This is a genomic window from Pseudomonas sp. SORGH_AS_0211 (genome assembly GCF_031453455.1).
GTDB lineage: Bacteria > Pseudomonadota > Gammaproteobacteria > Pseudomonadales > Pseudomonadaceae > Chryseomonas > Chryseomonas aestiva.
This window is the reverse complement of sequence record NZ_JAVIZV010000001.1, coordinates 4388504-4413853: the sequence shown is the minus strand read 5'-3', so window position 1 is coordinate 4413853 and position 25350 is coordinate 4388504. Positions and strand designations below refer to the sequence as shown.

32 protein-coding genes are annotated in these 25350 nt (G+C 67.5%); 16 read left to right on the top strand and 16 right to left on the bottom strand.

Features of this window, described 5'->3' with window-relative positions:
• Positions 1 to 135 precede the first annotated feature (135 nt).
• The 4 genes from dgcA to QE393_RS20455 form a co-directional block, all read right to left on the bottom strand.
• Positions 136 to 2196 (bottom strand): dimethylglycine demethylation protein DgcA, encoded by a 2061-nt coding sequence (gene dgcA / locus QE393_RS20470; protein ID WP_273805395.1) that lies wholly within the window; start codon positions 2194 to 2196, stop codon positions 136 to 138.
• Between the two features lie 105 nt (positions 2197 to 2301).
• A complete protein-coding gene (locus tag QE393_RS20465; RefSeq protein WP_007160248.1) occupies positions 2302 to 2832 on the bottom strand; it encodes a DUF5943 domain-containing protein in 531 nt (176 codons plus the stop codon).
• Between the two features lie 188 nt (positions 2833 to 3020).
• The gene (locus tag QE393_RS20460) at positions 3021 to 3998 is read right to left on the bottom strand and encodes a dipeptidase (RefSeq protein WP_027597310.1); all 978 of its coding nucleotides are present in this window, start codon (positions 3996 to 3998) and stop codon (positions 3021 to 3023) included.
• A gap of 131 nt (positions 3999 to 4129) precedes the next feature.
• Complete coding sequence (locus QE393_RS20455; RefSeq protein WP_273805396.1) at positions 4130 to 5116, bottom strand: GlxA family transcriptional regulator; 987 nt, start codon at positions 5114 to 5116, stop codon at positions 4130 to 4132.
• 155 nt (positions 5117 to 5271) lie between these two features.
• Here QE393_RS20455 and choX point away from each other — a divergent pair, with 155 nt between their 5' ends.
• The 6 genes from choX to QE393_RS20425 all read left to right on the top strand — a co-directional run bounded on the left by choX (position 5272) and on the right by QE393_RS20425 (position 10036).
• Positions 5272 to 6204, top strand: coding sequence for a choline ABC transporter substrate-binding protein (gene choX / locus QE393_RS20450; RefSeq protein WP_273805397.1), 933 nt, complete (start codon positions 5272 to 5274; stop codon positions 6202 to 6204).
• A gap of 19 nt (positions 6205 to 6223) precedes the next feature.
• On the top strand, positions 6224 to 7111 hold the full coding sequence (locus QE393_RS20445; protein ID WP_187980674.1) for a 3-keto-5-aminohexanoate cleavage protein: 888 nt from the start codon (positions 6224 to 6226) through the stop codon (positions 7109 to 7111).
• Positions 7108 to 8052 carry an L-carnitine dehydrogenase gene (locus QE393_RS20440; protein WP_273805399.1) on the top strand — a complete coding sequence of 315 codons (945 nt, stop codon included), beginning with the start codon at positions 7108 to 7110 and terminating at the stop codon, positions 8050 to 8052. Before QE393_RS20445 ends, QE393_RS20440 begins: the two co-directional genes overlap by 4 nt.
• Positions 8053 to 8060: 8 nt before the next feature.
• Entirely contained in the window at positions 8061 to 8531 is a 471-nt protein-coding gene (locus QE393_RS20435; RefSeq protein ID WP_310045342.1) for a thioesterase family protein, read from the top strand.
• Positions 8528 to 9517 (top strand): alpha/beta hydrolase, encoded by a 990-nt coding sequence (locus QE393_RS20430; RefSeq protein ID WP_310045341.1) that lies wholly within the window; start codon positions 8528 to 8530, stop codon positions 9515 to 9517. The genes QE393_RS20435 and QE393_RS20430 overlap by 4 nt, the downstream gene beginning before the upstream one ends.
• 267 nt (positions 9518 to 9784) lie before the next feature.
• Entirely contained in the window at positions 9785 to 10036 is a 252-nt protein-coding gene (locus tag QE393_RS20425; protein WP_310045340.1) for a hypothetical protein, read from the top strand.
• Between the two features lie 6 nt (positions 10037 to 10042).
• Here the strand turns inward: QE393_RS20425 and QE393_RS20420 are convergent, their stop codons facing one another.
• The 3 genes from QE393_RS20420 to QE393_RS20410 all read right to left on the bottom strand — a co-directional run bounded on the left by QE393_RS20420 (position 10043) and on the right by QE393_RS20410 (position 12904).
• On the bottom strand, positions 10043 to 10834 hold the full coding sequence (locus QE393_RS20420) for a phosphatase PAP2 family protein (protein ID WP_310045338.1): 792 nt from the start codon (positions 10832 to 10834) through the stop codon (positions 10043 to 10045).
• Positions 10835 to 10938: 104 nt separating this feature from the next.
• Positions 10939 to 11817: an alpha/beta hydrolase gene (locus tag QE393_RS20415; RefSeq protein WP_310045337.1), complete on the bottom strand. Its 879-nt coding sequence runs from the start codon at positions 11815 to 11817 to the stop codon at positions 10939 to 10941.
• Position 11818: 1 nt separating this feature from the next.
• Positions 11819 to 12904, bottom strand: coding sequence for a tartrate dehydrogenase (locus QE393_RS20410; protein ID WP_310045335.1), 1086 nt, complete (start codon positions 12902 to 12904; stop codon positions 11819 to 11821).
• 105 nt (positions 12905 to 13009) lie between these two features.
• Here QE393_RS20410 and QE393_RS20405 point away from each other — a divergent pair, with 105 nt between their 5' ends.
• The 3 genes from QE393_RS20405 to QE393_RS20395 all read left to right on the top strand — a co-directional run bounded on the left by QE393_RS20405 (position 13010) and on the right by QE393_RS20395 (position 15453).
• Positions 13010 to 13906: a LysR family transcriptional regulator gene (locus QE393_RS20405; protein WP_310045333.1), complete on the top strand. Its 897-nt coding sequence runs from the start codon at positions 13010 to 13012 to the stop codon at positions 13904 to 13906.
• A 75-nt stretch (positions 13907 to 13981) separates the two neighbouring features.
• Complete coding sequence (locus QE393_RS20400; RefSeq protein WP_310045332.1) at positions 13982 to 14821, top strand: AraC family transcriptional regulator; 840 nt, start codon at positions 13982 to 13984, stop codon at positions 14819 to 14821.
• 47 nt (positions 14822 to 14868) lie between these two features.
• Positions 14869 to 15453 (top strand): LysE family translocator, encoded by a 585-nt coding sequence (locus QE393_RS20395; RefSeq protein ID WP_310045331.1) that lies wholly within the window; start codon positions 14869 to 14871, stop codon positions 15451 to 15453.
• Here the strand turns inward: QE393_RS20395 and QE393_RS20390 are convergent.
• The 3 genes from QE393_RS20390 to QE393_RS20380 all read right to left on the bottom strand — a co-directional run bounded on the left by QE393_RS20390 (position 15450) and on the right by QE393_RS20380 (position 17076).
• On the bottom strand, positions 15450 to 15785 hold the full coding sequence (locus tag QE393_RS20390; RefSeq protein ID WP_310045330.1) for a type II toxin-antitoxin system RelE/ParE family toxin: 336 nt from the start codon (positions 15783 to 15785) through the stop codon (positions 15450 to 15452). The genes QE393_RS20395 and QE393_RS20390 overlap by 4 nt on opposite strands.
• Positions 15786 to 16034 (bottom strand): type II toxin-antitoxin system Phd/YefM family antitoxin, encoded by a 249-nt coding sequence (locus tag QE393_RS20385; protein WP_310045329.1) that lies wholly within the window; start codon positions 16032 to 16034, stop codon positions 15786 to 15788.
• Positions 16035 to 16167: 133 nt separating this feature from the next.
• Positions 16168 to 17076 (bottom strand): LysR substrate-binding domain-containing protein, encoded by a 909-nt coding sequence (locus tag QE393_RS20380; protein WP_310045328.1) that lies wholly within the window; start codon positions 17074 to 17076, stop codon positions 16168 to 16170.
• 110 nt (positions 17077 to 17186) lie between these two features.
• On the opposite strand from QE393_RS20380, the gene QE393_RS20375 reads away from it, so the two are divergent.
• Entirely contained in the window at positions 17187 to 17789 is a 603-nt protein-coding gene (locus QE393_RS20375) for an NAD(P)H-dependent oxidoreductase (RefSeq protein WP_310045326.1), read from the top strand.
• Between the two features lie 218 nt (positions 17790 to 18007).
• Here the strand turns inward: QE393_RS20375 and QE393_RS20370 are convergent, their stop codons facing one another.
• Positions 18008 to 18988: an aldo/keto reductase gene (locus QE393_RS20370; protein WP_310045325.1), complete on the bottom strand. Its 981-nt coding sequence runs from the start codon at positions 18986 to 18988 to the stop codon at positions 18008 to 18010.
• Positions 18989 to 19106: 118 nt separating this feature from the next.
• Here QE393_RS20370 and QE393_RS20365 point away from each other — a divergent pair, with 118 nt between their 5' ends.
• Both QE393_RS20365 and QE393_RS20360 read left to right on the top strand, forming a co-directional pair.
• Positions 19107 to 19535, top strand: a complete 429-nt coding sequence (locus QE393_RS20365) for an OsmC family protein (RefSeq protein ID WP_017641568.1) — start codon at positions 19107 to 19109, stop codon at positions 19533 to 19535.
• Between the two features lie 116 nt (positions 19536 to 19651).
• Positions 19652 to 19780: a hypothetical protein gene (locus QE393_RS20360; RefSeq protein WP_260175707.1), complete on the top strand. Its 129-nt coding sequence runs from the start codon at positions 19652 to 19654 to the stop codon at positions 19778 to 19780.
• Here QE393_RS20360 and QE393_RS20355 read toward each other — a convergent pair.
• The 3 genes from QE393_RS20355 to QE393_RS20345 form a co-directional block, all read right to left on the bottom strand.
• On the bottom strand, positions 19777 to 20049 hold the full coding sequence (locus tag QE393_RS20355) for a cupin (protein ID WP_310045324.1): 273 nt from the start codon (positions 20047 to 20049) through the stop codon (positions 19777 to 19779). The genes QE393_RS20360 and QE393_RS20355 overlap by 4 nt on opposite strands.
• A gap of 159 nt (positions 20050 to 20208) precedes the next feature.
• The gene (locus QE393_RS20350; protein WP_310045322.1) at positions 20209 to 20442 is read right to left on the bottom strand and encodes a hypothetical protein; all 234 of its coding nucleotides are present in this window, start codon (positions 20440 to 20442) and stop codon (positions 20209 to 20211) included.
• A gap of 65 nt (positions 20443 to 20507) precedes the next feature.
• A complete protein-coding gene (locus QE393_RS20345) occupies positions 20508 to 20924 on the bottom strand; it encodes a MarR family transcriptional regulator (RefSeq protein ID WP_310045321.1) in 417 nt (138 codons plus the stop codon).
• A gap of 54 nt (positions 20925 to 20978) precedes the next feature.
• On the opposite strand from QE393_RS20345, the gene QE393_RS20340 reads away from it, so the two are divergent.
• Together QE393_RS20340 and QE393_RS20335 are read left to right on the top strand one after the other, a co-directional pair.
• Positions 20979 to 21773, top strand: a complete 795-nt coding sequence (locus QE393_RS20340; RefSeq protein ID WP_310045319.1) for a siderophore-interacting protein — start codon at positions 20979 to 20981, stop codon at positions 21771 to 21773.
• On the top strand, positions 21770 to 23116 hold the full coding sequence (locus QE393_RS20335; RefSeq protein ID WP_310045318.1) for an MFS transporter: 1347 nt from the start codon (positions 21770 to 21772) through the stop codon (positions 23114 to 23116). Before QE393_RS20340 ends, QE393_RS20335 begins: the two co-directional genes overlap by 4 nt.
• On the opposite strand, the gene QE393_RS20330 is transcribed toward QE393_RS20335, so the two are convergent.
• Positions 23113 to 24234 carry an aminopeptidase gene (locus QE393_RS20330; RefSeq protein ID WP_310045316.1) on the bottom strand — a complete coding sequence of 374 codons (1122 nt, stop codon included), beginning with the start codon at positions 24232 to 24234 and terminating at the stop codon, positions 23113 to 23115. The genes QE393_RS20335 and QE393_RS20330 overlap by 4 nt on opposite strands.
• Here QE393_RS20330 and QE393_RS20325 point away from each other — a divergent pair.
• Positions 24233 to 24655 carry a hypothetical protein gene (locus QE393_RS20325; protein ID WP_133860296.1) on the top strand — a complete coding sequence of 141 codons (423 nt, stop codon included), beginning with the start codon at positions 24233 to 24235 and terminating at the stop codon, positions 24653 to 24655. The genes QE393_RS20330 and QE393_RS20325 overlap by 2 nt on opposite strands.
• A 34-nt stretch (positions 24656 to 24689) precedes the next feature.
• Entirely contained in the window at positions 24690 to 25124 is a 435-nt protein-coding gene (locus QE393_RS20320) for a hypothetical protein (RefSeq protein ID WP_310045314.1), read from the top strand.
• Positions 25125 to 25167: 43 nt separating this feature from the next.
• On the opposite strand, the gene QE393_RS20315 is transcribed toward QE393_RS20320, so the two are convergent.
• The gene (locus tag QE393_RS20315) at positions 25168 to 25344 is read right to left on the bottom strand and encodes a hypothetical protein (protein ID WP_310045313.1); all 177 of its coding nucleotides are present in this window, start codon (positions 25342 to 25344) and stop codon (positions 25168 to 25170) included.
• Positions 25345 to 25350 lie beyond the last annotated feature (6 nt).

Genomic DNA, 25350 nt, shown 5'->3' with positions numbered 1-25350 from the left:
CACAGGGCGGGCCCCGCAGGCGCGGCCGGGGTGGCGAAGCGCCGGGGGCCGCAGAAGGTGAGCTATCGCGGCCATGGGCCGCTCCTACGGGTTCAGGTGTAGGAGCGGCCCATGGCCGCGATCAATCAGGCCGTCTTAGAAGTCCTTGCACAGGCGCAGGGCGTCGTAGATGGCGGCGTGGGTGTTGCGCTGGGCCACGCAATCGCCGATCCGGTAGAGCAGGTAGCCATTGCCGGCCTCGCCGAGCGCCGGTTGCGGCTCGATGGCGAACAGCGCCTCGATGTCCATCTGGCCCTTGTTGCGCGAGTCTTCCTTGAGGGCGTAGTAGAGCCCCTCGTCCGGGCGCACGCCGTTCTCGATGACGACCTGGTCGACCACGCGCTCCTCGCGGGCGCCGGTGTATTCGTTCTCCAGCACCGCGATCTTCTTGTCGCCCTCGGCGTAGACCTTTTCCAGCATCAGGTCGCCGGTCATGATCACTTCCTTGGGATAGAGGCTGCGGTAGTAGGTCGGGAAGGTGGTCCCGCCGATGGCGACGCCCGGCTTGATGTCGTCGGTGACGATCTCGACCTGGGCGCCCTTGTCGGCCAGGTAGTCGGCCACCGACATGCCGGTGAATTCGCAGATGGTGTCGTACACCAGCACGTTCTTGCCCGGCTCGACCTTGCCCGAGAGGATGTCCCAGCTGCTGACGACCAGGCCGTCGGCGGCGTGCCAGTGGTCGACCTGTTCCAGGAAGGGATGACCGCCGTTGGCCAGGATGACGATGTCCGGGCGCAGGTCGAGGATGGTCGCCGGATCGGCGGCGGTGCCCAGGCGCAGGTCGATGCCCAGACGCGTCAGCTCCAGCTGGTACCAGCGGGTGATGCCGGCGATCTGGTCGCGCTGCGGGGCGCGGGAGGCCAGGGTGATCTGGCCGCCGAGTTGCTCCTGCTTCTCGAACAGGGTGACGTCATGGCCGCGCTCGGCCGAGACGCGCGCGGCCTCCATGCCGGCCGGACCGCCGCCGACGATGACCACCTTGCGCTTGGGCCCGGTGGACTTCTCGATGATGTGCGGCAGGCCCATGTATTCGCGGCTGGTGGCGGCATTCTGGATGCACAGCACGTCGAGGCCGTTGTACTGGCGGTCGATGCAGTAGTTGGCGCCGACGCACTGCCGGATCTGGTCGATCTGCCCCATCTTGATCTTGGTGATCAGGTGCGGATCGGCTATGTGGGCGCGGGTCATGCCGACCATGTCGACGTAACCGCCCTCCAGGATGCGGGTGGCCTGGTTCGGGTCCTTGATGTTCTGGGCGTGCAGCACCGGCACGTTGACCACTTCCTTGATGCCTGCGGCCAGGTGCAGGAAGGGCTCCGGCGGATAGGTCATGTTCGGGATGACGTTGGCCAGGGTGTTGTGGGTGTCGCAACCCGAGCCGACCACGCCGATGAAGTCGAGCATGCCGGTGTCGCTGTAGTACTTGGCGATCTGCTTCATGTCGTCGTGGGACAGACCGTCGGGGTGGAATTCGTCGCCGGTGATGCGCATGCCGACGCAGAAGTCGTCACCAACCTCGGCGCGCACGGCCTTGAGCACCTCCATGCCGAATCTCATGCGGTTCTCGAAGCTGCCACCCCATTCATCGGTACGCTTGTTGACCCGCGGCGACCAGAACTGGTCGATCATGTGCTGGTGCACGGCGGACAGCTCGACGCCGTCCAGGCCGCCGGCCTTGGCCCGGCGCGCGGCCTGGGCGAAGTTGCCGATCACCCGCCAGATCTCTTCCGGCTCAATGGTCTTGCAGGTGGCGCGGTGCACGGGCTCGCGGATGCCCGACGGGGACATCAGGGTCGGCCAGTGGCCGCCGTCCCAGCGCGAGCGGCGACCCATGTGGGTGATCTGGATCATGATCTTGGCGCCGTGCTTGTGCATGGCGTCGGCCAGATTCTGGAAGTGCGGAATGATGCGGTCGGTGGAGAGGTTGACCGAACTCCACCAGTGCTGTGGGCTGTCGATGGCGACCACCGAGGAACCCCCGCAGATGGCCAGGCCGATGCCGCCCTTGGCCTTCTCTTCGTAATACTTGACGTAGCGCTCGGTGGTCATGCCGCCGTCGGTGGCATAGACCTCGGCGTGGGCCGTGGAGAGTACGCGGTTGCGGATGGTGAGCTTGCCGATCTGGATCGGCTGGAACATTGCTTCGAAGGCCATGACCTTCTCCTCGATCGGCTGGTGCGCGGTCTTGAGCCGCGCTCTTGCTCAGGGGTGTCGCTGGGGTGGCGGCGAGCGGGTCGGCGGCCACCCGGGGGCGTGGCGTTACTTCGGCCGGGTGACGAACAGGCCGTCGTCGTGGCCTTCTTCGGAACCGCTGTATTCCTGGACGGTGACGGTGCGGATGGCACTGCCCTTGGCGGCCAGGATCTGGTCGATGGCGCCGGAGAACCAGCCGGTGAACATGTAGTCCACCTTGCGATTGACCTTGCCGTAGACGTAGACGAAGGCGGAATGCTTGAGCTTGACCTCGGCGTAGCCGGTGTCCAGGTCGAGCTTCTGGGTCTCGAACAGGCCCCAACCGCGCTGCGACAGGCGCTTCATGTAGTGCTCGAACACCGCGGCGCCGTGGATGCCATGGCATTCGGCTTCCTTCTCGCACCAGTGCCAGGCGGACTTGTAGCCGGCCTTGTAGAGGATCTCGGCGTACTTGTCGGCGCCCAGGACTTCTTCGATGCCCATGTGGTTGTTGACGAAGAAGTGCCGGGGTACGTACAGCATCGGCAGGGCGTCGGTGGTCCAGACGCCGGTTTCGTCGTCGACCTGGATGGGCATTTCGGGGGCGTGGCTGGCCATGTGTGGAGCTCCGATTCGCTGATACGTATCTAAAAAAAGGTGTGGGTGAATGCCTGTGGAGCCGTAGCGAGCGCGCCGCTGGCAAGGAGCCCCGCAGCGCCAGGTGAGAGCAGTACCGGGGTACGGCGAACCTGGCGCGAGGACGCGACGCCGCTAGCGGTGTGCGCAGTAGGCTCCGGAGGTATTCACTACTCGCCCCAGACTTCGCCGAGGATGCGCATCCAGTTCTCGCCCATGACCTTGCGCACGGTGCGCTCGGGCATGCCGCGCTTGAGCAGGGTCTCGGTCAGGTTGGGGAATTCGCCCACGGTGCGGATGCCCAGCGGGTTGACGATCTTGCCGAAGTTGGTCAGGCGCCGGGCGTAGCCCTTGTCGTGGGTCAGCCACTCGAAGAAGTCATGGCCGTGGCCCTGGGTGAAGTCGGTACCGATGCCGATGGAGTCTTCGCCCACCAGGTTCATCACGTACTCGATGGCCTCGGCGTAGTCGTCGATGGTCGAGTCGATGCCCTTGGCCAGGAAGGGGGCGAACATGGTCACGCCGACGAAGCCGCCGTGGTCGGCGATGAACTTGAGTTCCGCGTCCGACTTGTTGCGCGGATGCTCTTTCAGGCCGGACGGCAGGCAGTGGGAGTAGCAGACCGGCTTCTTGGATTCGAGGATGACTTCCTCGCTGGTCTTGGAGCCGACGTGGGAGAGGTCGCACATGATGCCGACGCGGTTCATCTCGGCGACGATCTCGCGGCCGAAGCCGGACAGGCCGCCGTCGCGCTCGTAGCAGCCGGTGCCGACTAGGTTCTGGGTGTTGTAGCACATCTGCACGATGCCCACGCCGAGCTGCTTGAAGATCTCGACGTAGCCGATCTGGTCTTCGAAGGCATGGGCGTTCTGGAAGCCGAACAGGATGCCGGTCTTGCCCTGGGCCTTGGCCTGGCGGATCTCGGCGGTGGTGCGCACCTGGACCACCAGGTCGCTGCACTCGCGGATCAGCTTCTGGCTCGCCGCGATGTTGTTGACCGTCGCCTGGAAGCCCTCCCATACCGAGACGGTGCAGTTGGCGGCGGTCAGGCCACCCTTGCGCATGTCTTCGAAGAGTTCGCGGTTCCACTTGGCGATGATCAGCCCGTCGATGACGATGCTGTCGGCGTGGAGTTCGGTGGCATTCATGACAGGCTCCGGCGTTGGTCTCGCGCCGGAACGGGTGCCGGCGATTCGAGGCCAGCATAGCCCCGGGGTCCTGGCCGACCGGATGCAAAAACGACAGGGGTATCACCAGAAGCGTCAGTGACCGGGTCGGCCTACCCCGGCGGCAGGCCCGCGACCGCCACCGCGGACTCCGGCGCCGACGACCGGTGCGGCCGGTCTTCCCGCGGACTCAGGCCGAAGCGCTGGCGGTAGCAGCGGGAGAAATAGGACGCGGACTCGAAGCCGCAGGCCAGGGCGACGTCCAGCACGCTGGTCGCGCCCTGCTGCAGCAGCTGGCGCGCCCGGTCCAGGCGCAGCTGCAGATAGAAGGTGGAGGGGGTCGTCTGCAGATGGAGGCGGAACAGCCGCTCCAGCTGGCGCCGGGTCACCTGGATGCCGGCGGCCAGTTCCAGGGTGCCCAGGGGCGTCTCGGTATGGCGCTCCATGCGCTCCACCACCCGGATCAGCTTGCGGTTGGCGATACCGTAGCGCTGCGCCACCTGCAGCCGCTGGTGCTCGCGCGGCGGGCGGATGCGCCCGAGCACGAATTGCTCGGAGACCTGCACCGCCAGTTCGCTGCCATGCCTGCGGCCGATCAGCTCCAGCAGCAGGTCGAGACTGGCCGTGCCGCCGGCGCAGGTGATGCGACCGCGGTCGATCTCGAACAGCTCGCCGGTCACCTCGAGCTGCGGCCAGGCTTCGCGAAAGGCCGCCACCGCCTCCCAGTGCAGGGTGATCCGGTGGCCGTCCAGCAGCCCGGCACGGGCCAGCACCAGGGCACCGGTGTCGATGCCGCCCAGGGGATGGCCGTGGCGGGCGACCTGGCGCAGCCAGCTGGCGAGGCCATCGTCGTAATGGGCCAGGGGCTCGAAACCGGCCACCACGAACAGGGTGGTGCCCGCTTCCAGGGCGTCGAGGCCACCGTCGACATTGACCGACATGCCGTTGCTGGCGGTCACCGCCGCCCCCTCGCGACCGAGGATGCGCCAGCCATAGCTGCCCGGACGAAAGCGATTGGCCACCCGCAGGGGTTCCAGGGTGGCGATGAAGCCCAGTGCGGAAAAGCCGGGCAGCAGGAGAAAGGCAAAGGACTGCGGCATGGGTGGGGCGTCCCCGGTAACGGTTGGCTTGTGCAAGCAAGAAGGTCGCCAGGGTGCAAATTCCGGTCGTCGCGCTGCACATGGCGGCCGGCCGAGGCGCCTAGGGTAGAAGGCAACCGGCAGTCATCCCCGCCCGCCGCCCCAGGGAGTTCGTCATGCCCAACAAGACCCTAAGCGCCACCCTCCTCGCCTGCGGCCTCCTGGCCGCCACCCTCGGCAGCGCCCGCGCCGCCGATCCCGACAGCTGCCAGACGGTGCGGATGGGCATCGTCGGCTGGACCGACGTGGTCGCCACCAGTGCCCTGGCCGAGGTCATGCTCGAAGGCCTCGGCTACGGCGTGAAGCCGACCACCGCCTCGCAGCAGATCATCATGGCGGCCATGGGCGACAAGAATCTGGACGTGTTCCTCGGCTACTGGCAGCCGACCATGCAGCCGGTGGTGCAGCCCTTCGTCGACAAGGGCCAGGTAAAGGTGTTGACCCCGCCGCTGCTGGCCGACGCCCAGTCCACCTTCGCGGTACCCGAGTACGTCTACGAGGGCGGCCTGAAGACCTTTGCCGACATCGCCCGCTTCAAGGACAAGCTCGGCGGCAAGATCTACGGCATCGAGCCGGGCAGCGGCGCCAACCGTGGCACCGCCGAGATGATCAAGACCGACCGCTTCGGCCTCAAGGACTTCCAGCTGGTGGAGTCCAGCGAGGCGGGCATGCTCACCGCCGTGCGCCGCGCCGAGAAGCGCAAGGAGTGGATCGTGTTCTTCGGCTGGAAGCCGCACCCGATGAACCTGCAGATCAAGATGCGCTACCTGACCGGCAGCGAGGACGTCTTCGGCCCCAACGAAGGCCAGGCCACGGTCTCGGTGGTCACCACCGCCGACTATCCGCAGCGCTGCGCCAACGTCCAGCGCCTGCTCGGCAATCTGCACATGGACAGCGCCGAGGTGAGTGCCGTGATGGCGCCCATCCTGGAGCGCACCGCGCCCAAGGACGCCGCCCGCGCCTGGCTCAAGAAAAATCCGCAACGCCTCGACGCCTTTCTCCAGGGCGTGACCACCCGCGCCGGCCAGCCCGCCGCCCTCAAGCTCTGATCGCCCAAGGACAGACCCCATGAACACCGATGTCATCGTCACCTGCGCCCTGACCGGCGCCGGTGATACCGTAGGCCGCAATCCCCATGTCCCCGTTACCCCGGCGCAGATCGCCGCCGCCGCCCTGGAAGCGGCGCGCGCCGGTGCCACCGTGGTGCATGCGCATGTGCGCGATCCCGCCACCGGCAAGCCGAGTCGCGACGTGGCCCTCTATCGCGAGGTGGTCGAGCGCATCCGCGAGGCGGACGCCGAGATCGTCATCAATCTCACCGCCGGCATGGGCGGCGACCTGGAGATCGGCCCGGGCGAGACGCCCACCGACTTCGGCCCCGGCTCGGACCTGGTCGGCCCCCTCACCCGCCTGCTGCACATCGAGGAATTGCGCCCGGACATCTGTACCCTGGATTGCGGCACCCTCAACTTCGGCGATGGCGACTTCATCTATGTCTCCACCCCCGCGCAACTGCGCGCCGGAGCCAGGCGCATCACCGAGCTGGGGGTGAAGGCCGAGCTGGAGATCTTCGACACCGGCCACCTCTGGTTCGCCAAGCAGCTGCTCAAGGAGGGGTTGCTGAAGGATCCGCTGTTCCAGCTGTGCCTGGGCATTCCCTGGGGCGCCCCGGCCGACACCACCACCATGAAGGCCATGGTCGACAACCTGCCGGCGGGCGCCTGCTGGGCCGGCTTCGGCATCGGCCGGATGCAGATGCCCATGGCCGCCCAGGCCATGCTGCTGGGCGGCAACGTCCGCGTCGGCCTGGAAGACAATCTCTGGCTGGACCGGGGCGTCCACGCCACCAACGGCAGCCTGGTGGAACGGGTCATCCAGATCATCGAGCGCCTGGGCGGCCGCGCCCTGAGCCCCGCCGAAGGGCGGGACCGCATGCAGCTGGGAGGTGCCCGATGAGCGCCGTCTTCGCCGCCCTCGGCACCGGCGTGATCGGTGCCGGCTGGATCGCCCGCGCCCTGGCCCGCGGCCTCACGGTGCGCGCCTGGGATCCGGCACCCGGCGCCGAAGCCGCCCTGCGCACCCGCCTGGTCAATGCCTGGCCAGCCTTGCAAGCCCAGGGCCTGGCACCCGGTGCCAGCCTGGATCGCCTGAGCTTCCATACCGATCTGGACGCCGCGGTGGCCAACGCCGACGTCATCCAGGAAAGCGCTCCCGAACGCCTGGAGCTCAAGCGCGAGCTGCATGCCCGGGTCAGTCGCGCGGCCCGGCCCGACGCCCTGATCTGCTCCAGCACCTCGGGCCTGCTGCCGAGCGACTTCTATGCCGAGGCGCTGCACCCCGAGCGCTGCCTGGTGGGCCATCCGTTCAATCCGGTCTATCTCCTGCCGCTGGTGGAGGTGGTGGGCGGCAGCCAGACCACGGCGGCCAACCTGGCGCGCGCCGAAGCCTTCTATCGCGAGCTGGGCATGCGACCGCTGCGGGTACGCAAGGAGGTGCCCGGCTTCATCGCCGATCGCCTGCTCGAAGCCCTCTGGCGCGAGGCCCTGCACCTGGTCAACGACGGCGTCGCCACCACCGGCGAGATCGACGACGCCATCCGCTATGGCGCCGGCCTGCGCTGGTCGTTCATGGGCACCTTCCTGACCTACACCCTGGCCGGCGGCCCGGCGGGCATGCGCCACTTCATGCAGCAATTCGGTCCGGCGCTGAAGCTGCCCTGGACCTACCTGGAAGCCCCGGAGCTGACCGACGGCCTGATCGACGCCGTGGTCGAGGGTACCCAGGCCCAGCAGGGCGACCTGGAACTGGCGGCGCTGGAGCGCTATCGCGACGACTGCCTGCTGGCGGTGCAGGCGGCCATCGCCGACTGCAAGACGCGCCACGGGATCCGGGACTAGGAGCGGCCATGATCATCCATCGCACCGCGGTCGCGCCCGAGTGGGTCGACTACAACGGCCATCTGCGCGACGCCTACTACCTGCTGATCTTCAGCCACGCCAGCGATGCCCTGATGGACGCCATGGGCCTGGACGCCGCCGGCCGCGCCGCCAGTGGGCACTCGCTGTTCACCCTGGAGTGCCACCTCAACTTCCTCCATGAGGTGAAGGCGGACGCCCGGCTGGAGGTGCGGGTGAGATTCCTGGCGCTGGACGCCAAGCGCCTGCACCTGCACTTCGGCCTCCATCACCAGGGCCAGGCCGAGCTGCTGGCCGCCTCCGAGCAGTTGCTGCTGCACGTCCACCTGGACGGCCCCCGCTCCGCGCCCTTCGCGCCACGGGTGCACGACTGGCTGGCGACCCGGCTGGCGGCGCAGCGGGACGCGCCCTGGCCGGAGCATGTGGGGCGGGTCATCGGCCTGCCCCCGCCCCGCCCATGAAGGCGCCGCCGCTGTCGGCGGACATGGCCGCCTTCGTCGCGGCCAGCCGGGCCTTCGCCACTACCGATCCGGCCCCCCAGGCACAGCGCCAGGCCTATGCACGGCTCTGCGCCGCCCTGGCGCCGCCTGACTATGGGGGCCTGGCGGTCAGCGATCACCGCGCCGGCGCCGTGCCGTTACGGCTGGTGGCGCCGCAGGAGGCCGCCGCTGACCGCCCCGCCCTGCTCTATCTGCACGGCGGGGGCTGGATGCTCGGCGACCTGGATTCCCACGGTTTTATCGCGGCACGGCTGGCGCGGCGACTGGGGCTGGCGGTGCTGCTGGTGGACTATCGCCTGGCGCCAGAGCATCCCTATCCCGCTGCCCTGGACGATGCTCAGCAGGCCTGGGAATGGCTGGAACGTGAAGCCCCGGCGCTGGGGTTGGACGAGAGCCGGCTGGCGGTGGCCGGTGACAGTGCCGGCGGCACTCTCGCCGCCGCCCTGTGCCTGGCGCTGCGGCAGCAGGGGCGTACCCAGCCTCGGGCCCAGGCGCTGATGTATCCCGCGCTGACCGCCCGGGTGCTGCCCAGCGAACGCCGGCAGGCCCAGGCGCCGCTGCTGAGCGCCGCCGACTGGCGGGCGTGTCTGGACGTCTATCTGCCCCGCCCGGCGGAGCGCCGCGAGCCTCTTGCCCTGCCGCTGCAGGCTGGCGATTTCAGCGGGTTGGCGCCGGCCCTGGTCGCCGTGGCGCAGCGCGATCCCCTGGCCGACCATGGCCGCGCCTATGCCGCTGCCCTGCGTGGCGGCGGGACCCCCTGTCGCCTTTGGCAGGGTGCCGGTCTGCTGCACGGCGCCCTGCGCGCGCGGGGCCGGCGGGCCGAGGCGCTGCGCGAGGCCCTGGAACTCTTTCTCGCCACCGAACTGGGCGCCCTGCCCGCCGCTGACCTGGCAAAAGACAAAAAAAAACCTCAACCGCTGGAGACGGAAGAGGTTCAAACGCCCTGATGGGCCTCAGTGTGTAACCGGGGGTTGCTCGACTCTGGTGGCGAACAACCGAAAAATATCGTTGATAGGCGCCATTCTAACGGCGAACGTCGTTTTTGACCCTGCGGCAGATTGTCCGGGCATGGCGTCGTAATAAACCTACATTGCCTGGCGGGCAGGCAAGGCGCTTTCCAAAAACGACATCCGGCTATGCGGCGACGCCAGCCCGGGTTGCCGTCCGCGACACCAATGGGAGAATCCAGGCATTCCACCGGAGAGGGCAGCACCATGATGATCGCCGATTTGATCGACCAGGACGACTTCCGCGACCGCCTGCGTGCGCTGGGTTTCAACGTGACGTCCGCGGCGACCGCGGACGAGGCCTGTCGCCAGGCGGTGACGGGCCTCAACCAGGAACGCGCCCAGGTCCTGCGGCAACTGATCCAGGAATTGCTGTCGGGCAGCGCGGCGCTGCTGCCGGCGGTGCGCCAGGCCATCGACCAGCAATTGCTGCCGGCCCTGGCCCCGACGCGTGCCTAGCGAACGCTAGGGCCGCAGCAGACTCAGCCGGCCCAGCAGCGGCAACCGTCCCAGGCCCCGCAATAGCGGCGTCAACAGGCGCTCGCCCTGATGGGCAAAGGCGGCGGCCAGCGGTGTATGCAGGCCCAGGCTGATTACGCCCAGGGCCAGGGCCAGCCCGCCTACATAGTCATCCGAGCCCCAGTGGGCGCCGGCCACCAGTCGCGGCAGCATGAACAGCGCGGCCAGCGCGGCTACCACTAGCCGCCGTCCACCGCGGGTGAAATGGGCCATGAACAGGGCCCAGAGCAGCAGCACCGAGGCATGGTCGCCGGGAAAGCTGGCGCCGGATCTGTCCTTCAGTTCCCAGCCGTGTTCCAGCCCGGGAAAGCGATCGCTGAGCAGATAGGCGCCGGCGAGCACATCGGACGGACTGGCGTGCTGCAGGCCCGCGGCTTCGATGCCCTTGGTCAGCAGGGTGCGCACGATCAGCAGGATCACCAGGAGCCCAACGAAGGCCGCCAGCGCTGGCCGTACCTGCCGGGCCGGATAGGCCCAGCCGCCCCGGACCAGGAGCGCCAGCAGGATCAGGCCGACCAGGGCATCCACCGGTCTCAGGCTGAAGAAGGTCCAGAGATAGAGCCAGGCGGCGGACTGCGCCAGCGGGGCATTGAGGGCGTGGAACAACCTGGCGTCGAAGGCCAGCAACTGACTCCGAACGTCAGGGATCAGCCAGAGCAGCAGCAGGCCTAGGGCCAGCCCCTGGCAGAGCGCCAGGCGGCGCCACTGCCAGGTAGAAGTGAAGAGTGGAGCGTTCATCGAGGTCTCTTTTCACGAAAATTTCACGAATAGACCCGCTTGACCTCGATAACGTCACACTTTGTTACAGCCAGATGACGCAATAGTCCTTTGCATCCGCTGACTCAACCAAAGAAGGCCAGGGCCTCGTCTGCAACCAGATCCGGTAATTCCTCCGCCAGGTAATGCCCGCCCGGCAAGGCGCGGCCGCTGACCTGGGTGGCCACCTGTCGCCATTCGGCGAGAGGATCGAAGCAGCGCCCCACGGTGCCTTCCGCACCCCAGAGTATGCGCAGCGGCAATTCCAGCCGGCGCCCCGCATCCAGATCGGCCTGGTCATGCGCCAGATCGATCCCGGCACTGGCCCGATAGTCCTCGCAGATGCCGCGGGCGGTACCGGGCAGGCTCAGGCAGCGCAGGTATTCGGCCAGCACCTCGGGTGGAAAGGGCGCCAGGCCGGCACTGCGGGTACCCATCACGCCCTTGAGATAGCCTTCCGGATCGGCCTCGATCAACCGCTCCGGCAGCGGCGCCGGGCGGATCAGGAAGAACCAGTGCCAGTAGGCGCGGGCGAAGGCCTCGTCGGTCTGCCGATACATGGCCAGGGTCGGCGCGATGTCCAGCAGCATCAACCGCTCCACCGTCTCCGGATGATCCAGCGCCAGGCGATGGGCGACCCGGGCGCCGCGGTCGTGGGCCAGTACGGCGAAGCGGTCGTGGCCCAGTAGGCGCATCAGCGCGACATTGTCCTGCGCCAGGGTGCGCTTGCTGTACGCCTCGGCATCCGCGTCCGGCTTGGCGCTGTCGCCATAGCCGCGCAGGTCGGCGGCCACCAGGGTGAAGCGCTCGGCCAGCCGCGGCGCCACCCTGTGCCACATGACATGGGTCTGGGGATGGCCGTGGAGCAGCAGCAGTGCCGGGCCCTGGCCGCCGACGCGGCAATTGATCTCGACGCCGTCGACGTTCAGCCGCCGCTGCGCGAATCCCGCAAAGAGGCCGTCCATCTCAGGCCAGGGCCGCGGCGATGGCCCGACCCAGGCTTTCGGTGGTGCCCTGGCCGCCGAGGTCGCGGGTCAGGGGCGCCTGTTCGGGACCCTGGCGCAGCACGGCCTCGATAGCCGCCACCACGGCAGCGCCGGCTTCGGCATGGCCCAGATGCTCCAGCATCATGGCGCCGCACCAGATCTGGCCGATGGGATTGGCGATGCCCCGGCCGGCGATATCCGGCGCCGAGCCGTGCACCGGCTCGAACAGGCTGGGGAAGGTGCGTTCCGGATTGATGTTGGCCGAGGGCGCGATGCCGATGGTGCCGGTGCAGGCCGGGCCCAGGTCGGAGAGGATGTCGCCGAACAGGTTGCTGGCCACCACCACGTCGAACCAGTCCGGGTGCAGGACGAAGTTGGCGGTGAGGATGTCGATGTGGAACTTGTCCACCGCCACGTCCGGATAGGCCTTGCCCATCTCCTCCACGCGCCTGTCCCACCAGGGCATGGTGATGGCGATGCCATTGGACTTAGTGGCCGAGGTCAGCTTCTTGCGTGGCCGCTGCTCGGCCAGGTCGAAGGCGAACTTGAGGATGCGGTCGGTGCCGTGACGGGTCATCACCGTTTCCTGGATCACCACCTCGCGCTCGGTGCCTTCGAACATGATGCCGCCGACGCTGGAATACTCGCCCTCGGTGTTCTCGCGCACCACATAGAAGTCGATGTCGCCCGGCTGACGATTGGCCAGGGGCGCCTTGACCCCGGGCATCAGCCGACAGGGGCGCAGGTTGACGTACTGGTCGAAGCGACGGCGGAATTGCAGTAGCGAGCCCCAGAGGGAGATGTGGTCGGGCACCACGTCCGGCCAGCCGACGGCGCCGAAGTAGAGGGCATCGTAACCCTTGAGCGTTTCGAACCAGTCATCCGGCAGCATCTTGCCGTGGGCTTGGTAGTACTCGGCGCTGGCGAAGTCGAAGTGCTCCCACTGCAGGGCGATACCGAAGCGGCGGGCGGCGGCGTCCAGCACGCGGATGCCTTCGGGCATCACCTCCTTGCCGATGCCGTCACCGGCGATGACCGCGATCTTGTAGGGCTTGGACGCTTGCATGGACGTTCTCCGGCAGTCTGGGTGGGATGGGCCCAGTGTAGTCTCGCGCCGGAGGCGTACAATCCCGCTCCAGGGAAAGCCATTCTTAACCTGGGATCAAGAATCTTGTCCGCCGATGACCTCGCCTTCTTCGTCCGCCTGGCTGGCCATCCCAGCCTGACCGCCGCCGCCCGGGAACTGGGCCTGTCGCTGGCGGCGGTGAGCAAGAGACTCACCGCCCTGGAGCGCCGACTGGGTGTGCAGCTGATCCGCCGCACCACGCGACGCCTGGACCTGACCCCGGAAGGCCTGCGCTATCTGGAAGGCGCCCGCCCGCTACTGACCCAGCTGGAGGACCTGGAAGCCGCGGTCGGCCGACCCGATGCGCCCCTCGCCGGGGTGCTCAATCTCAACGCCACCTTCGGCTTCGGCCGCCGGCACCTGGCACCGCTGCTGTCGGACTTCGCCCGCCGCCATCCCGAGCTTGAGCTCAACCTGCACCTCTCCAGCCATCCGGTGAATTTGCTGGACGGTCCCTTCGACCTGGACATACGCGTTGGCGAACCGCCGGACGCCCGGGTCATCGCCCATCGCCTACTGGACAACCGCCGCCTGCTCTGCGCTGCCCCCGCCTACCTGGCCCGGGCCGGCGTGCCGGAAAGCGTGGCCGACCTGGCGCGGCACAACTGCCTGGTGCTGCGCCAGGACGCGGGCGACTACGCCGTCTGGCGCTTCACCCGGGACGGCGAGCATTTCGCCCAGAAGGTCCGCGGCAGCCTGAGCAGCAACGATGGCGAGGTGGTGGTGCGCCTGGCGCTGGAGGGCCACGGGCTGATCCTGAGATCGGAATGGGACGTGGCCGAGCTGATCGCCAGCGGCGCCCTGGTACCGCTGCTGACCGATCACGAGGCATCGGCGGCGACCATCTATGCGGTGCATCGCCAGCAGCGCCACGTGCCGCGCCGACTGTCCGAGCTGATCCGCCATCTGGCGCGGGAGCTGCCCGCGCGTCTGGGTGGCTAACGCTGCACGAATCTTCCAGACCGCCGCCGGATCTCAGCCTAGACTGGAAAGCCCGCAGAGCTTTTTCTTCTCGCCATGGCCGACGATCACTGGATCCAGCTGCAGCAGGACGCCGAGACCGGCATCGAGACCCTGCGCGCCCATTTCGAGGGCCATGCCTATGACCCGCACTGGCACGACGCCTATCTGGTCGGCTACACCGAGCAGGGTCTGCAGCAATTCCACTGCCGGGGCCAGCGTCATCTGAGTATCCCCGGGCAGGTCTTCCTGCTGGAGCCCGGCGAACTGCACGACGGCCAGGCACCGGAGGCCGAGGGCTTCACCTATTCCATGCTCTATCTCGATCCCCAGTGGCTGGCGCGCGAGCTGCAGGGGCTACACGGCGACGCCCGGCCCCTGGGCGAACCCGGCTTCGCCCGGACCCTGGTGGAACAGGCCGAGCTGCATCGCGCCGTGGCCTGGGCCCATGAGGTCCTGAGTCGTCCGGAATTGCGCATCGTCCGCCAGAGCGCCCTCGATGCCCTCCTGCTGCGCCTCCTGCCGCACCTGCAATGGCGGGCGCCGCAGGCCGGCGATCCACGGCTGCCCCAGGTGGCCCTGCGTGCCCGCGACTTCCTGCATGCCCATCACCATGAGGACATCGGTCTGGAAGCACTGGCCCAGGCCGCTGGCGTCGACAGATTCCGCCTGACCCGTGCCTTCAAGGCCGCCTTTGGGCTGGCGCCCCATGCCTATCTGGTGCAGCTGCGCCTGTCGCGGGCGCGCCGCCTGCTGGCCGACGGCCTGTCGCCGGCGGAAACCGCCGCCGCCCTGGGCTTCGCCGACCAGAGTCACCTGGGTCGCTGGTTCCGCCGCGCCTATGGCCTGACCCCGGCGGCCTATCGCGCGCGCTGCTCGAATCTTCCAGACCGCTAGCGGCAAGGCTTGCGACCCTGGTGGCTCAGTCCTTCCAGGAGTCTCCCATGTCCCTGTTGCCCTTCCTGCTGTTCGCCCTGGTCGCCTCCATCACCCCCGGACCGACCAATGTGCTCATCCTCGGCCATAGCGCCCGCCATGGTGCCCGGGCCAGCCTGCCGCTGGTGCTGGGCGGCAGCCTGGGCGCGGTGGTCCTGGTGCTGGTGGTGGGCTTCGGTCTCGGCCAGACCCTGGCACAACATCCCGACTGGCAGCGCGGCCTGGCCTGGGCGGGGGTGCTCTGGCTGAGCTGGCTGGCCTGGCAACTGGCCCGCGCCGGCGCGCCCAAGGTGGCGGATGACGGTGCCCGCCTGGGCTTTGGGGGTACCGCCGGGCTGCAGGTGCTCAATCCCAAGAGCTGGAGCATGGCGCTGGCGGTGGTGACCGTCTACGCCGAACCCGGTGCCGATCTCTGGCAACAGGTGCTGGTGCTGGCCCTGGTGTTCCTACTGGTGTCCGTACCCTGCCTGGGCCTCTGGGCGCTGCTTGGCCGGGTCGCGGCGCATGGCCTGAAATCGACCCGCGCCTGGCGCGGCTTCAACCTGGGGATGGCGGCGCTGCTGCTCGCCTCAGCCTGGGCGACAGTGATCTAGCGTAACAGGCAGTAGCGGATCAGCGCCTTTTCCACGCTCTGCTTCTGCCTGAGCATCAGCAGCACTACCACCGCCTGTTCCGCGGCCTTGATCTCGTAGAAGACCCGGAAACCGTCATGATTGAATTCACGGTAATGCAGTACGCCCAACTCACTGGCCTGGCGGCTGACGGGAAAGGCCAGGGGCGCTGATGGCAGCTGGCTCTCGACGGCTTCGATCAGCCCGGTGATCCTGGCGAGCGCATTCTGCTGGTTGGTGTGATCGGCCAGATGATGGATCTGATCTTCCAGACTCAGGGCGGCGCACTCGGTAAACCGTAGCGTCAAGTTCATTCACTCTCCTGAGAAACGCCCAGCCAAGCGATCTTTGATCTGCGCAACGGTTTGATGCTGCCCCTCGTCATCCTCACGCGAACTCATGGCCAGCAACTTGACCAGTGCAATGGCTTCGTCGCGGCGCCGACGCTCCGCATAGGACTCGACGACATAGGCCGGCACCCCGTTCTGGGTAACGATCATGGGCTCGTCGAGATCCAGATTGGCCGCATGACGTTTCAGATAGCTGATGGTTTCGGTTTTCATCGGATGTCCTCCTGAGCCGAATGCCTGGGTTTCCCGACGGGGATGACCCAGGCAGTCATAGATTGCCCATCAGACTACCAGCCGTGCATCAGAGAACCAAATACAGACCGAATAAGGACTGGACAGTCCTATGTTAGACCGGCGCCCCATCGTAAGTCTGGAGGCTGGCCTCCAGATGCTCCAGCCAGGCTCGTACGGCTGGCAGTTGGCCGCGGCGATGGGCGTAGGCGGCCTGCAGATGGCCGCCGGGAACGGACCAGGCCGGCAGCAACCGCTGCAGGCGGCCTTCGTCCAGCTCGGCCTGACAATAGATCAGCGGCAGCGCGGTATAGCCGAGGCCAGCCAGGGCGGCGGTCTTGCGGACGCCGAAGTCATCGATGCCCAGTCGGGCTTCCAGGACCAGCTCGCGCCGTTCGCCCTGGGGCCCCACCAGGCGCAGATGCACCTTGCGATCCACTTCGAGGGCGCCGAGCAGCGGCAGGCCCAGCAGGGCCTCCGGTGAATCCAGGGATCGCCCGGCGAGCAACCCGGGGGTCGCCACCAGCACTACCGCGGCCTGGCGCAGTCGCCGTACCACCAACCCCGGCTCCTCGTCATCGAGGTCCCGTACGCGCAGGGCGACGTCCACCCCTTCGTTGATGATGTCGACCCGCCGGTTCACCAGCAGCAGGTCCAGTTGCACCTGGGGATAGCGCGCGAGGAACTGCGTCACCACCTCCGGCAGGTACTGCTGCGCCAGGGCAACCGGGCAGGACACCCGTAGCGGACCCCGAGGTTCGCTGGACAGGCTGGCGGCGGTTTCCGCGGCACTCTCCGCCTCGCGCAACAATGCCTGGCAGTGCACCAGGTAGCGCTCGCCGAGGGTGGTCAGGGTCAGGGTACGGGTGGTGCGCTGCAGCAGCCGCGCGCCCAAGCGGGTCTCCAGTTCGGCGATGCGCCGGGACAGTCGCGACTTGGGAATGCCCAGCAGGCGCCCGGCGGCAGCGAAACCCCCGGCTTCCACCACCTTGGCGAAGTAGGCGAGATCATTGAGGTCTTGCATGGGCGATTGTCCTATCCATGGGACGAAGCATCGCATTCTAGGCGACTAATCAGCCGATCGTCTTATCGGTAGTCTGGGCTCATCGCGTCGAACCATACAGGACTACCGCCATGAAGCTCTTGCACATCGATTCCAGCATCCTGGGTGATCATTCCGCCTCCCGTGCCCTGACCGCCAAGGTCGTCGGTGCCCTCAAGGCCACTACGCCTGGCCTCGAGGTCAGCTACCATGACCTCGCCCACGATTCCCTGGGTCACTTCTCCGCGGCCAGTCTGGCTGCCGGTGCGACCCCGGCCGAGCAGCGCAGCGCCGAGCAACGCGACGAAGCCGAGCGCAACGCCCGCGCCCTGCAGGAATTCCTCGCCGCCGACGTACTGGTACTGGGTGCGCCCATGTACAACTTCACCATCCCGACCCAGCTCAAGGCCTGGATCGACCGCATCACCGTGGCCGGCACCACCTTCCGCTATGGTGAAGCCGGTCCGGAAGGCCTGTGTGGCGACAAGAAGGCGATCATCGTCGCCACCGCGGGCGGCATCCATGCCGGCAAGCCCACCGGTATCGCCCACGAAGACTATCTGAAGCTGCTGCTGGGCTTCCTCGGCATCACCGATGTCCAGATCGTCCGCGCCGAAGGCCTGGCCTACGGCGACGAAGCCAAGAGCGCCGCCCTGGCCAGCGCTGAACGCCAGATCGCCGACCAGTACGCCTGAGTCCGGACGCCCTCACCCCAGCTCCTCTCCCCCTGGGAGAAGGGAGCAGAGCGACCCCCGTCTTTATGAAGTGAGACTCGGGTGCGCCTGAAGGCCCCTCACTTTAAAGAGCGCAGCAGGTTCTGCAGGGTCTTGGGCACCAGGGCTCATCAGACCGCACCGATCCGCTCTTCCCCCTCTCCCCCCGGGAGAGGGCGGGGTGAGGGCTGCTCGCGTGCTTAGCTGAATCCCACCACCGGATGCGGCACATAGGGCGCTTCCAGGGCACCGATCTCTTCTTCGCTCAGCTGCAGTTCCAGCGCCGCCACCGCATCCTCCAGATGCTGCGGCTTGGACGCCCCAACGATGGGCGCGTCGATGCCCGGCTTCTGCAGCAGCCAGGCCAGGGCCACCTGGGCACGCGGCACGCCGCGGGCTTCGGCGATGCGCGCCACGGCGGCGACGATCTGCCGATCGGATTCCTCGCTGGCGGTATAGAGCGTCTTGCCGAAGGCGTCGCTTTCGGTGCGCGCGGTGCTGGCGTCCCAGTCGCGGGTCAGGCGGCCACGGGCCAGCGGACTCCACGGGATCACGCCGATGCCGGCATCGCGACAGAGCGGCAGCATCTCCCGCTCCTCTTCACGAGCAAGCAGATTGACGTGGTTCTGCATGGTGGCGAATGTCGTCCAGCCATGGCGCTCGGCGGTGTGCAGCGCCTTGGCGAATTGCCAGGCGTACATACTGCTGGCACCGATGTGCAGCGCCTTGCCGGCCTTGACCACGTCGTGCAGGGCTTCCAGGGTCTCCTCGATGGGCGTGTGATAGTCCCAGCGATGGATCTGGTAGAGATCAACATAGTCGGTGCCCAGCCGCTGCAGGCTGGCGTCGATGGCGGCGAAGATGGCCTTGCGCGACAGGCCGCCGACATTGGGCTTGTCGCGCAGCGGGAAGTACACCTTGGTCGCCAGCACAATCTCCTCGCGTACCGCGTTGGCCTTGAGGAAACGGCCGACGATCTCTTCGCTGGTGCCGTCGGAGTAGCTGTTGGCGGTGTCGAAGAAATTGATGCCGAGATCCAGCGCCTTCTTCAGCAGCGGCTGGCTCTGGTCTTCCGGCAGGGTCCAGGGGTGATTGCCGCGCTCGGGCACGCCATAGGTCATGCAGCCAAGGCAGAGGGGCGAGATCTTCAGACCGGTGCGGCCTAGATTGCGGTAGTTCATGGGGGCCTCCAGAGGTGGTCGAAAAGGGTTGACCACGGCGGTCCCGGATCGACTGCAACGAACTTACCGGCTGCCGCATGGTTCTAGATGAATTCTCATCCACAACCGGAGACGCTCCATGAAGAAATATGCTTCCGCAGTCTGGCAAGGCGGTCTGAAGGATGGCAAAGGCCATATCTCCACCGAGAGCGGCGCGCTCAAGGACAATGCCTACGGCTTCAATACCCGTTTCGAAGGCACCCCGGGTACCAACCCCGAAGAACTGATCGGCGCGGCCCATGCCGGCTGTTTCTCCATGGCCTTCTCCATGCTGCTGGGCCAGAACGGTCTGACCCCCGAGCGGATCGAGACCAAGGCCGACGTGACCCTGGACAAGGTCGGTGATGGCTTCGAGATCACCACCATCGATCTGACCATGAAGGCCAAGATCCCCGGTGCCACCCAGGAGCAGTTCACCACCATTGCCAATCAGGCAAAGGAAGGCTGCCCGGTGTCCAAGGTGCTCAAGGGCGCCAAGATCAACCTGAACGCCACGCTCGAAGGCTAAGGGTCACAGGTGCCTGCCGGTGCCGCCCAGGCATCGGCAACACCCTGTTCCAGAGCCCGTTCGCTGAGACCTCGGCGAGTCGCTAGACTGCTCCGACCCCGCTTTCGGAGAGCACGATGAACGACTCCATCTTCATGACCCTCTTTTCCATCCTCGCCCTGTTGCTGCTGGGGGGCGGTGTCTACGGCTGCGTAATCCTCAACCGCCAGCGCAAGGATATCGAGAAGAACGACAGCGAGGGCTAGGCCGGTCGCCGACCCGCCAGATAGCGCACGCCCTGGGCGCCGAAGACCTCCGAGTGAGGCTCATGGGCAGCTAGGTGAAAGACCTCCCCTGCCCCGTAACGACGCTCGCCCGCTGCCGTGCGAATGCGGAGTTCGCCCTGGATGACTAACGCCTTCGCTTCGAAGGGATGAGCATGGGATTCCAGGCTGCCCAGGGCTTCGCGCTCGACCAGCACCGGTGACTGAAAGCCCTCGCGGGCGAGTTGCTCGATGAAGGTGGACTGGTCCAAGAGCGCTCCTTGAGCTGATGACGATCAACGCCCAGAGTAGGAGCCCAGTCCAGACTGGGCCAGTGCAATACCGCTATGACTAGGCATGGCTGCCGCTATGGCTGACCACGCCTGCCGAGGCAATGGAAACCTCGGCGGCCCGAGGTTCCACGTGGAGCATCAGCGCTCCAGCTTGCGCTCGACCTCGGCGGTCTTGCGCTTGAGCGCTTCGGCTTCCTGCTCCTTGGTCTTGATGTCGGTCGGCGTGATGACCTTGTCGATGGCATCGGTCGGCGTCGATTCCGGCTGCTCCATGTCCTTTTTCACCACATCCACCGGACGGCCCGCCTCATCGAGGGCGGGTTCGTTGGGTGGGGTCTTGCCTAGGTGGGCATCGGAACGCTGGTCATTCATGGCAGGCTCTCTTCGGTAGGGTGTCTCTTTCGAGCGCAACGACCGATAGGGAGTTCGCCCGCGACTCAATTGCGGATGCGAACCCGCTCCAGATAGGCCAGCAACTGCGCCTGCTCGCTGGCATCCAGCGGTGCGAAGACCGCTTCCAGTGCCTGGGTGCGCGGCACCTGGGCCTGGTCCAGCGCCTGGCGGCCCTGCTCGGTCAGATGGACCAGCAGCGCCCGGCGATCCTGGGGGTGGGGTTCGCGACGTACCAGGCCATCGCGCTCCAGGGCGTCGAAGGCATCGGTCAGGGTACGGGGCGCATGGCGCAGCTGTTCGGCGACCTCGCCCGGACGGCAGGGCCCCAGGCGTTCCAGCACCTTGAGCACCTTGTAGCGGGCGAAGGAAAGTCCGGAGGCCTTGAGGGTCTCATCCAGTTGTTGGCGCATCTGCCGTTTCAGATCCATCAGGGATTCGGCAATGGCGGCGGCGGTTGACATGAAAGCTGCTTACCTCGAATATAGTGAGGAACCTCAATGAATGGTACCTCCGCAATGGCGACATCTTTTCACAGCCGCGAGGGCGATGCCAGTGCCCCTCACCTTTTCCAGCGTGTGCGCTTCGACCTCAAGCGCCGTTGGGCGACCGTCGTCCGCCGCGAAGACCTGGGTGGCGACCTGCTGCGCCTGACCTTTGGTGGCAGCGATCTGGCCGATTTCCAGAGCGCGGCCTTCGACGAGCACGTGAAGCTGTTCGTCCCCGCCGACACCACCCCGATCCGCGCCGCCAGCCCCGAGCAGCTGGTGGGCCGGCACTACACGCCGCGCCACTACGATGCCGCCCGTGGCGAACTGGCCATCGACTTCTATCTGCATGAAGCCGGGGTGCTGACCACCTGGGCCCGCCAGGCGCAGCCGGGTGCCGAGCTGATCATCGGTGGCCCCAAGGGCGCCCTGGTGCCGCCCGAGGACTTCGACTGGTACCTGCTGGCCGGCGACGAAACCGCCCTGCCCGCCATCGCCCGCCGCCTGGAGCAGCTGGCAGCCGGCGTCCGCGTCCAGGTCGTCGCCGAAGTGGCTCGTCCTGGCCTGGAGATCGCCCTGTCGACGGCCGCCGCCGCCGAGATCCGCTGGGTCTATCGCGAAACCGCGGCCAATGCCCTGGTGGACGCCCTGGAGCAGCTGGAGTTGCCCGCGGGCGAAGGCTATGCCTGGATCGCCGGTGAAGCCACCCAAGCCCGCGCCGCGCGCCAGGCGCTGCTGGCCAAGGGACTGCCGCGGGACTGGGTCAAGGCGGCCGGCTACTGGAAGCTTGGCGAAAGCGACCAGCACGTGAAGGTCGAGGATTGAGCATCACCGCCGCCGTCACCGACGGCCTGCCCCCGCCTCGCCGCTATCGCGCCGTGGCCGCCCTGCTGCTGGCCATCAGCATGACGGTGCTGGACAGCGGCATCGCCAACCTGGCGCTGCCCAGCATCGCCGAAGCTCTGGACGTCTCGGCCGCCGCGGCGGTCTGGATCGTCAGCGCCTATCAGCTGAGTCTGGTCGCCCTGCTGTTTCCCCTGGCCGCGGTGGCCGAGCGTCTTGGCCTGCGCCCGGTCTTCACTGCCGGGGTCGGGATCTTCGGCCTGGCCTCCCTGGGCTGCGCCCTGGCGCCGGATCTCGCCAGCCTGGTGGCTGCGCGGGCGCTGCAGGGGGTGGGCGCCGCTGCCATCATGTGCGTCAGCGCCGGTATCGTCCGGCTCTCCTATCCGCGTGACCGGCTGGGTCGTGGCATCGCCATCAATGCCCTCTGCGTGGCCCTGGGATCGGCCGCTGCGCCCAGCCTGGGGGCGGCCATCCTGGTCCTGGGCGGCTGGCCCTGGCTGTTCGCCGTCAATGTGCCGGTGGCGATGCTGATCGCGCTGCTGGTGCACAACCTGCCCGACAGTCCTCGTGCGCAGCGCCGCCTCGATCCGTTCAGCGTGCTGCTCAACGCCCTGCTGTTCTGCGCCGGCATCGGCGGTCTCGAACGCCTCGGCGCCGCGCCGTTGCAGGGCGTGGGCCTGCTGCTGCTGGCCGCGGCCAGCCTGGTGTTGCTGGTCCGCCGCGAGCGCGGTCTGCCGGCGCCCCTGCTCCCGGTGGACCTGCTGGGGTTGCCGGCCATGCGTCATTCGGTGCTGGCTTCGGTCTGTTCCTTTGCCGCGCAGATGCTCTGCTTTCTCGCCTTGCCTTTCTATCTGCAACACCAGCTCGGGCTGGTGCCCCTGCAGGTCGCCCTGCTGATGCTGGCCTGGCCGCTCACCGTGGCCGTCTCGGCGCAGGTGGCCGGGCGCCTGGCCGATCGCCATCCGCCGCAGCGGCTGTGCATGCTCGGTGGCCTGGGCATCGCCCTGGGACTGGCCGCGGCAGCGGTCATGCCGCTGGAGCGCTCGACCGCCCTGCTGATCCCCTGCCTGATCCTCGGCGGCATCGGCTTCGGTTTCTTCCAGGTACCCAACAACAGGATCATGCTGACCGCCGCCCCGGCCGGTCGCAACGGCGCCACCGGCGGCGTCCAGGCCACCGCGCGCCAGACCGGCATGGCCCTGGGCGCCGCGGCCCTGGCGCTGCTGCTGCATCTGGACAGCAGCCTGGCACCGCGGCTGGGACTGGCCCTGGCGGCAACGCTGGGTCTGGTCGCCGCCTGGTCCAACTGGCGAGCGCCGCGCTAGGGCTGCGCTATCGCCTGGCCGAGCAGCGCCTTGAGCGCCTGCTCGCGTTCGGCCGCCGGGCGCTCGCCCAGCAGTCGGACCCGCTGGAAGAACGCCGGCCAATTGCCCGGGTGCTGTCGATAGAGGGCGGCAAAGGCCGGCACCCACTGTTCGTACAGACCATAGGGCACCAGCCGCGCGTTGTTGAGCGGCTGGCTCATCCAGCCATCGAAGCGGCGATCGTCACGCCAGGCCGGGGTAGCGCGCAGCCGCTGGTAATCGCTGCGCAGCTGCGCGAAGCGTCTGGCCTTGGCCGCGCGCTTGGCCGCGGTCGTCAATGGCTGGGCATAGAGCCTGGCCAGGTCTGCGCGAGCGGTCAGCAGCAGCGCGCGGAATTGCTGATAGCGGGCTTCGCGCCCCGCATCGGGTGGCGGCAGGCCGCGACTGGCGCGCCATTGCCGCAGGCCTTCGCCCTCGACGAAGGTGGCATAGGACTCGTTGAAGGCGGTATCGCCGGGCAGATAGAACCGCTGGTGCGCCAGCTCGTGGAAGATGGTCGCCGCCACCTGGTCGTCGTCCCAGCGCAGCATGCTGCTGAGCAGGGGATCGCTGAACCAGCCCAGCGTCGAATAGGCCGGCACGCCACCGACATAGGTGTCCTGGCCCTGGGCCTGCAGCCGCTGCGCCTCGGCCCGCGCCTTGGCTTCCTGGTAGTAGCCGCGATAGGCCACGCAACCGGCGATGGGAAAGCAGTGGGTGGTGGGCCGAGTGGAAAATTCGGCGGTGGCGAAGACATTCCACAGCACGAAGGGCCGCCTGAGCTCGACGAAACCGCGATAGCTGGCGTTGTCGGGCAGGGCCAGCTCGGCACTGGCGAAGCGGCGGGCCGCCGCCGCGACAGCGAGGCGTTCGCGCAGGACGGCGGGGCGCGCCGGATCTGCGACGACCGTCGCAATGGGCTCGCGATCACGGATCAGCGCCCACTGGCCCTGTACCATCTGGCCGTAGTACCCGACCGAGGTACAACCGCTCAGTCCGATAACGAGGGACAGCAGCGCCAGCCAGCGGCTCGTGCGTTGCGCAGGCAGGGTGCCTGGCTGGGTGGCGCGCCCTTCCCTGCCCGGAGTTGTAGCCGTCATGCGTAGACTGTGCCTGCTGTTGCCTGTGCTGTTCCTAGGTGGCTGTTCCCTGTGGCCCTTGCCCAAGCCCGATCCGGCACAGGCCTGGATCGATCTGGACAGCGACGGCAAGGCCAAGCTGGAAGCCCTGCGCGCCGATCGCAAGGATCTCGAAGACAAACGCTATTTCCAGGTCTGGCCAGGGAGCCATGATCTGCAGGTACGCTACCAGTTCGAGGTGCAGCCCACCAACATCGGCGCCCAGGTGGCCGATCCGCTGGCGCGCACCTGCCTGGTGACCCTCAACTACAAGGCCTTCGCCGCGGGCGAGCGCTATCGCCTGGAAGCCGGCCAGACCGGCTGGCGGCCCTGGGCGCGCCTCTATGACGAGCGCAATCAGGAAGTGGCGCGCAGCACTGCCAGTCGTTGCGGCGACGTGTAGACTCGCCTGATCTCCCTGCCGCGAGTCGCCATCCATGCGTCTGCGCCTGCTGGTCCCTCTGCTGCTACTGCTGGGCGGCTGCACCACGCCGCTGCCCCCTGTGGATCCCCATCAGGCGTGGGTCGATCTGGTGCTGCGCGAACCCGCGGTAGGCGCTTCGCTGCTGGCCGAATCCCAGGACGGCAGGCGTCTCGACGACGGCCGCTATTTTCAGCTTTCTCCAGGCAGCCACAGCCTCAAGGTGAGCTATCGCTACGAACTCTATGGCGGCGGTGGCTTCGGTTCGCGATTCGGCTGGCGGGAACCGCTGCAGATCCAGTGCTATCTGGAACTGGACTACCAGGACTTCCAGGCCGGCCGGCGCTATCGCCTGGAAGCCGAAAACACCTTTGGCCAGGGCGAGATCACCCTCTACGACGGCCCGCGCGAACTGGTGAGTTCCGAGCGAGGCATCTGCTCGCCCTTCTGACCCGCTGCTGGCAAGGCGGCCAGCACGGTCAGGCGACAGGCCGCTAGGCCGGCACGCTGAGCCAATCATCCTGGCTGCGGTCCTGGGTGCGGACCATGGGCGGACGACCTTTCTGCTCGCGCAGCTGGCGACTCATGCGCAGGAAATCCTCGCGTTCCATCCAGCGCGGCGCGGGCTGGGAAAGGGACAGAGCTTGGCGAATCCGGGCGAACGGCGACATGGCATT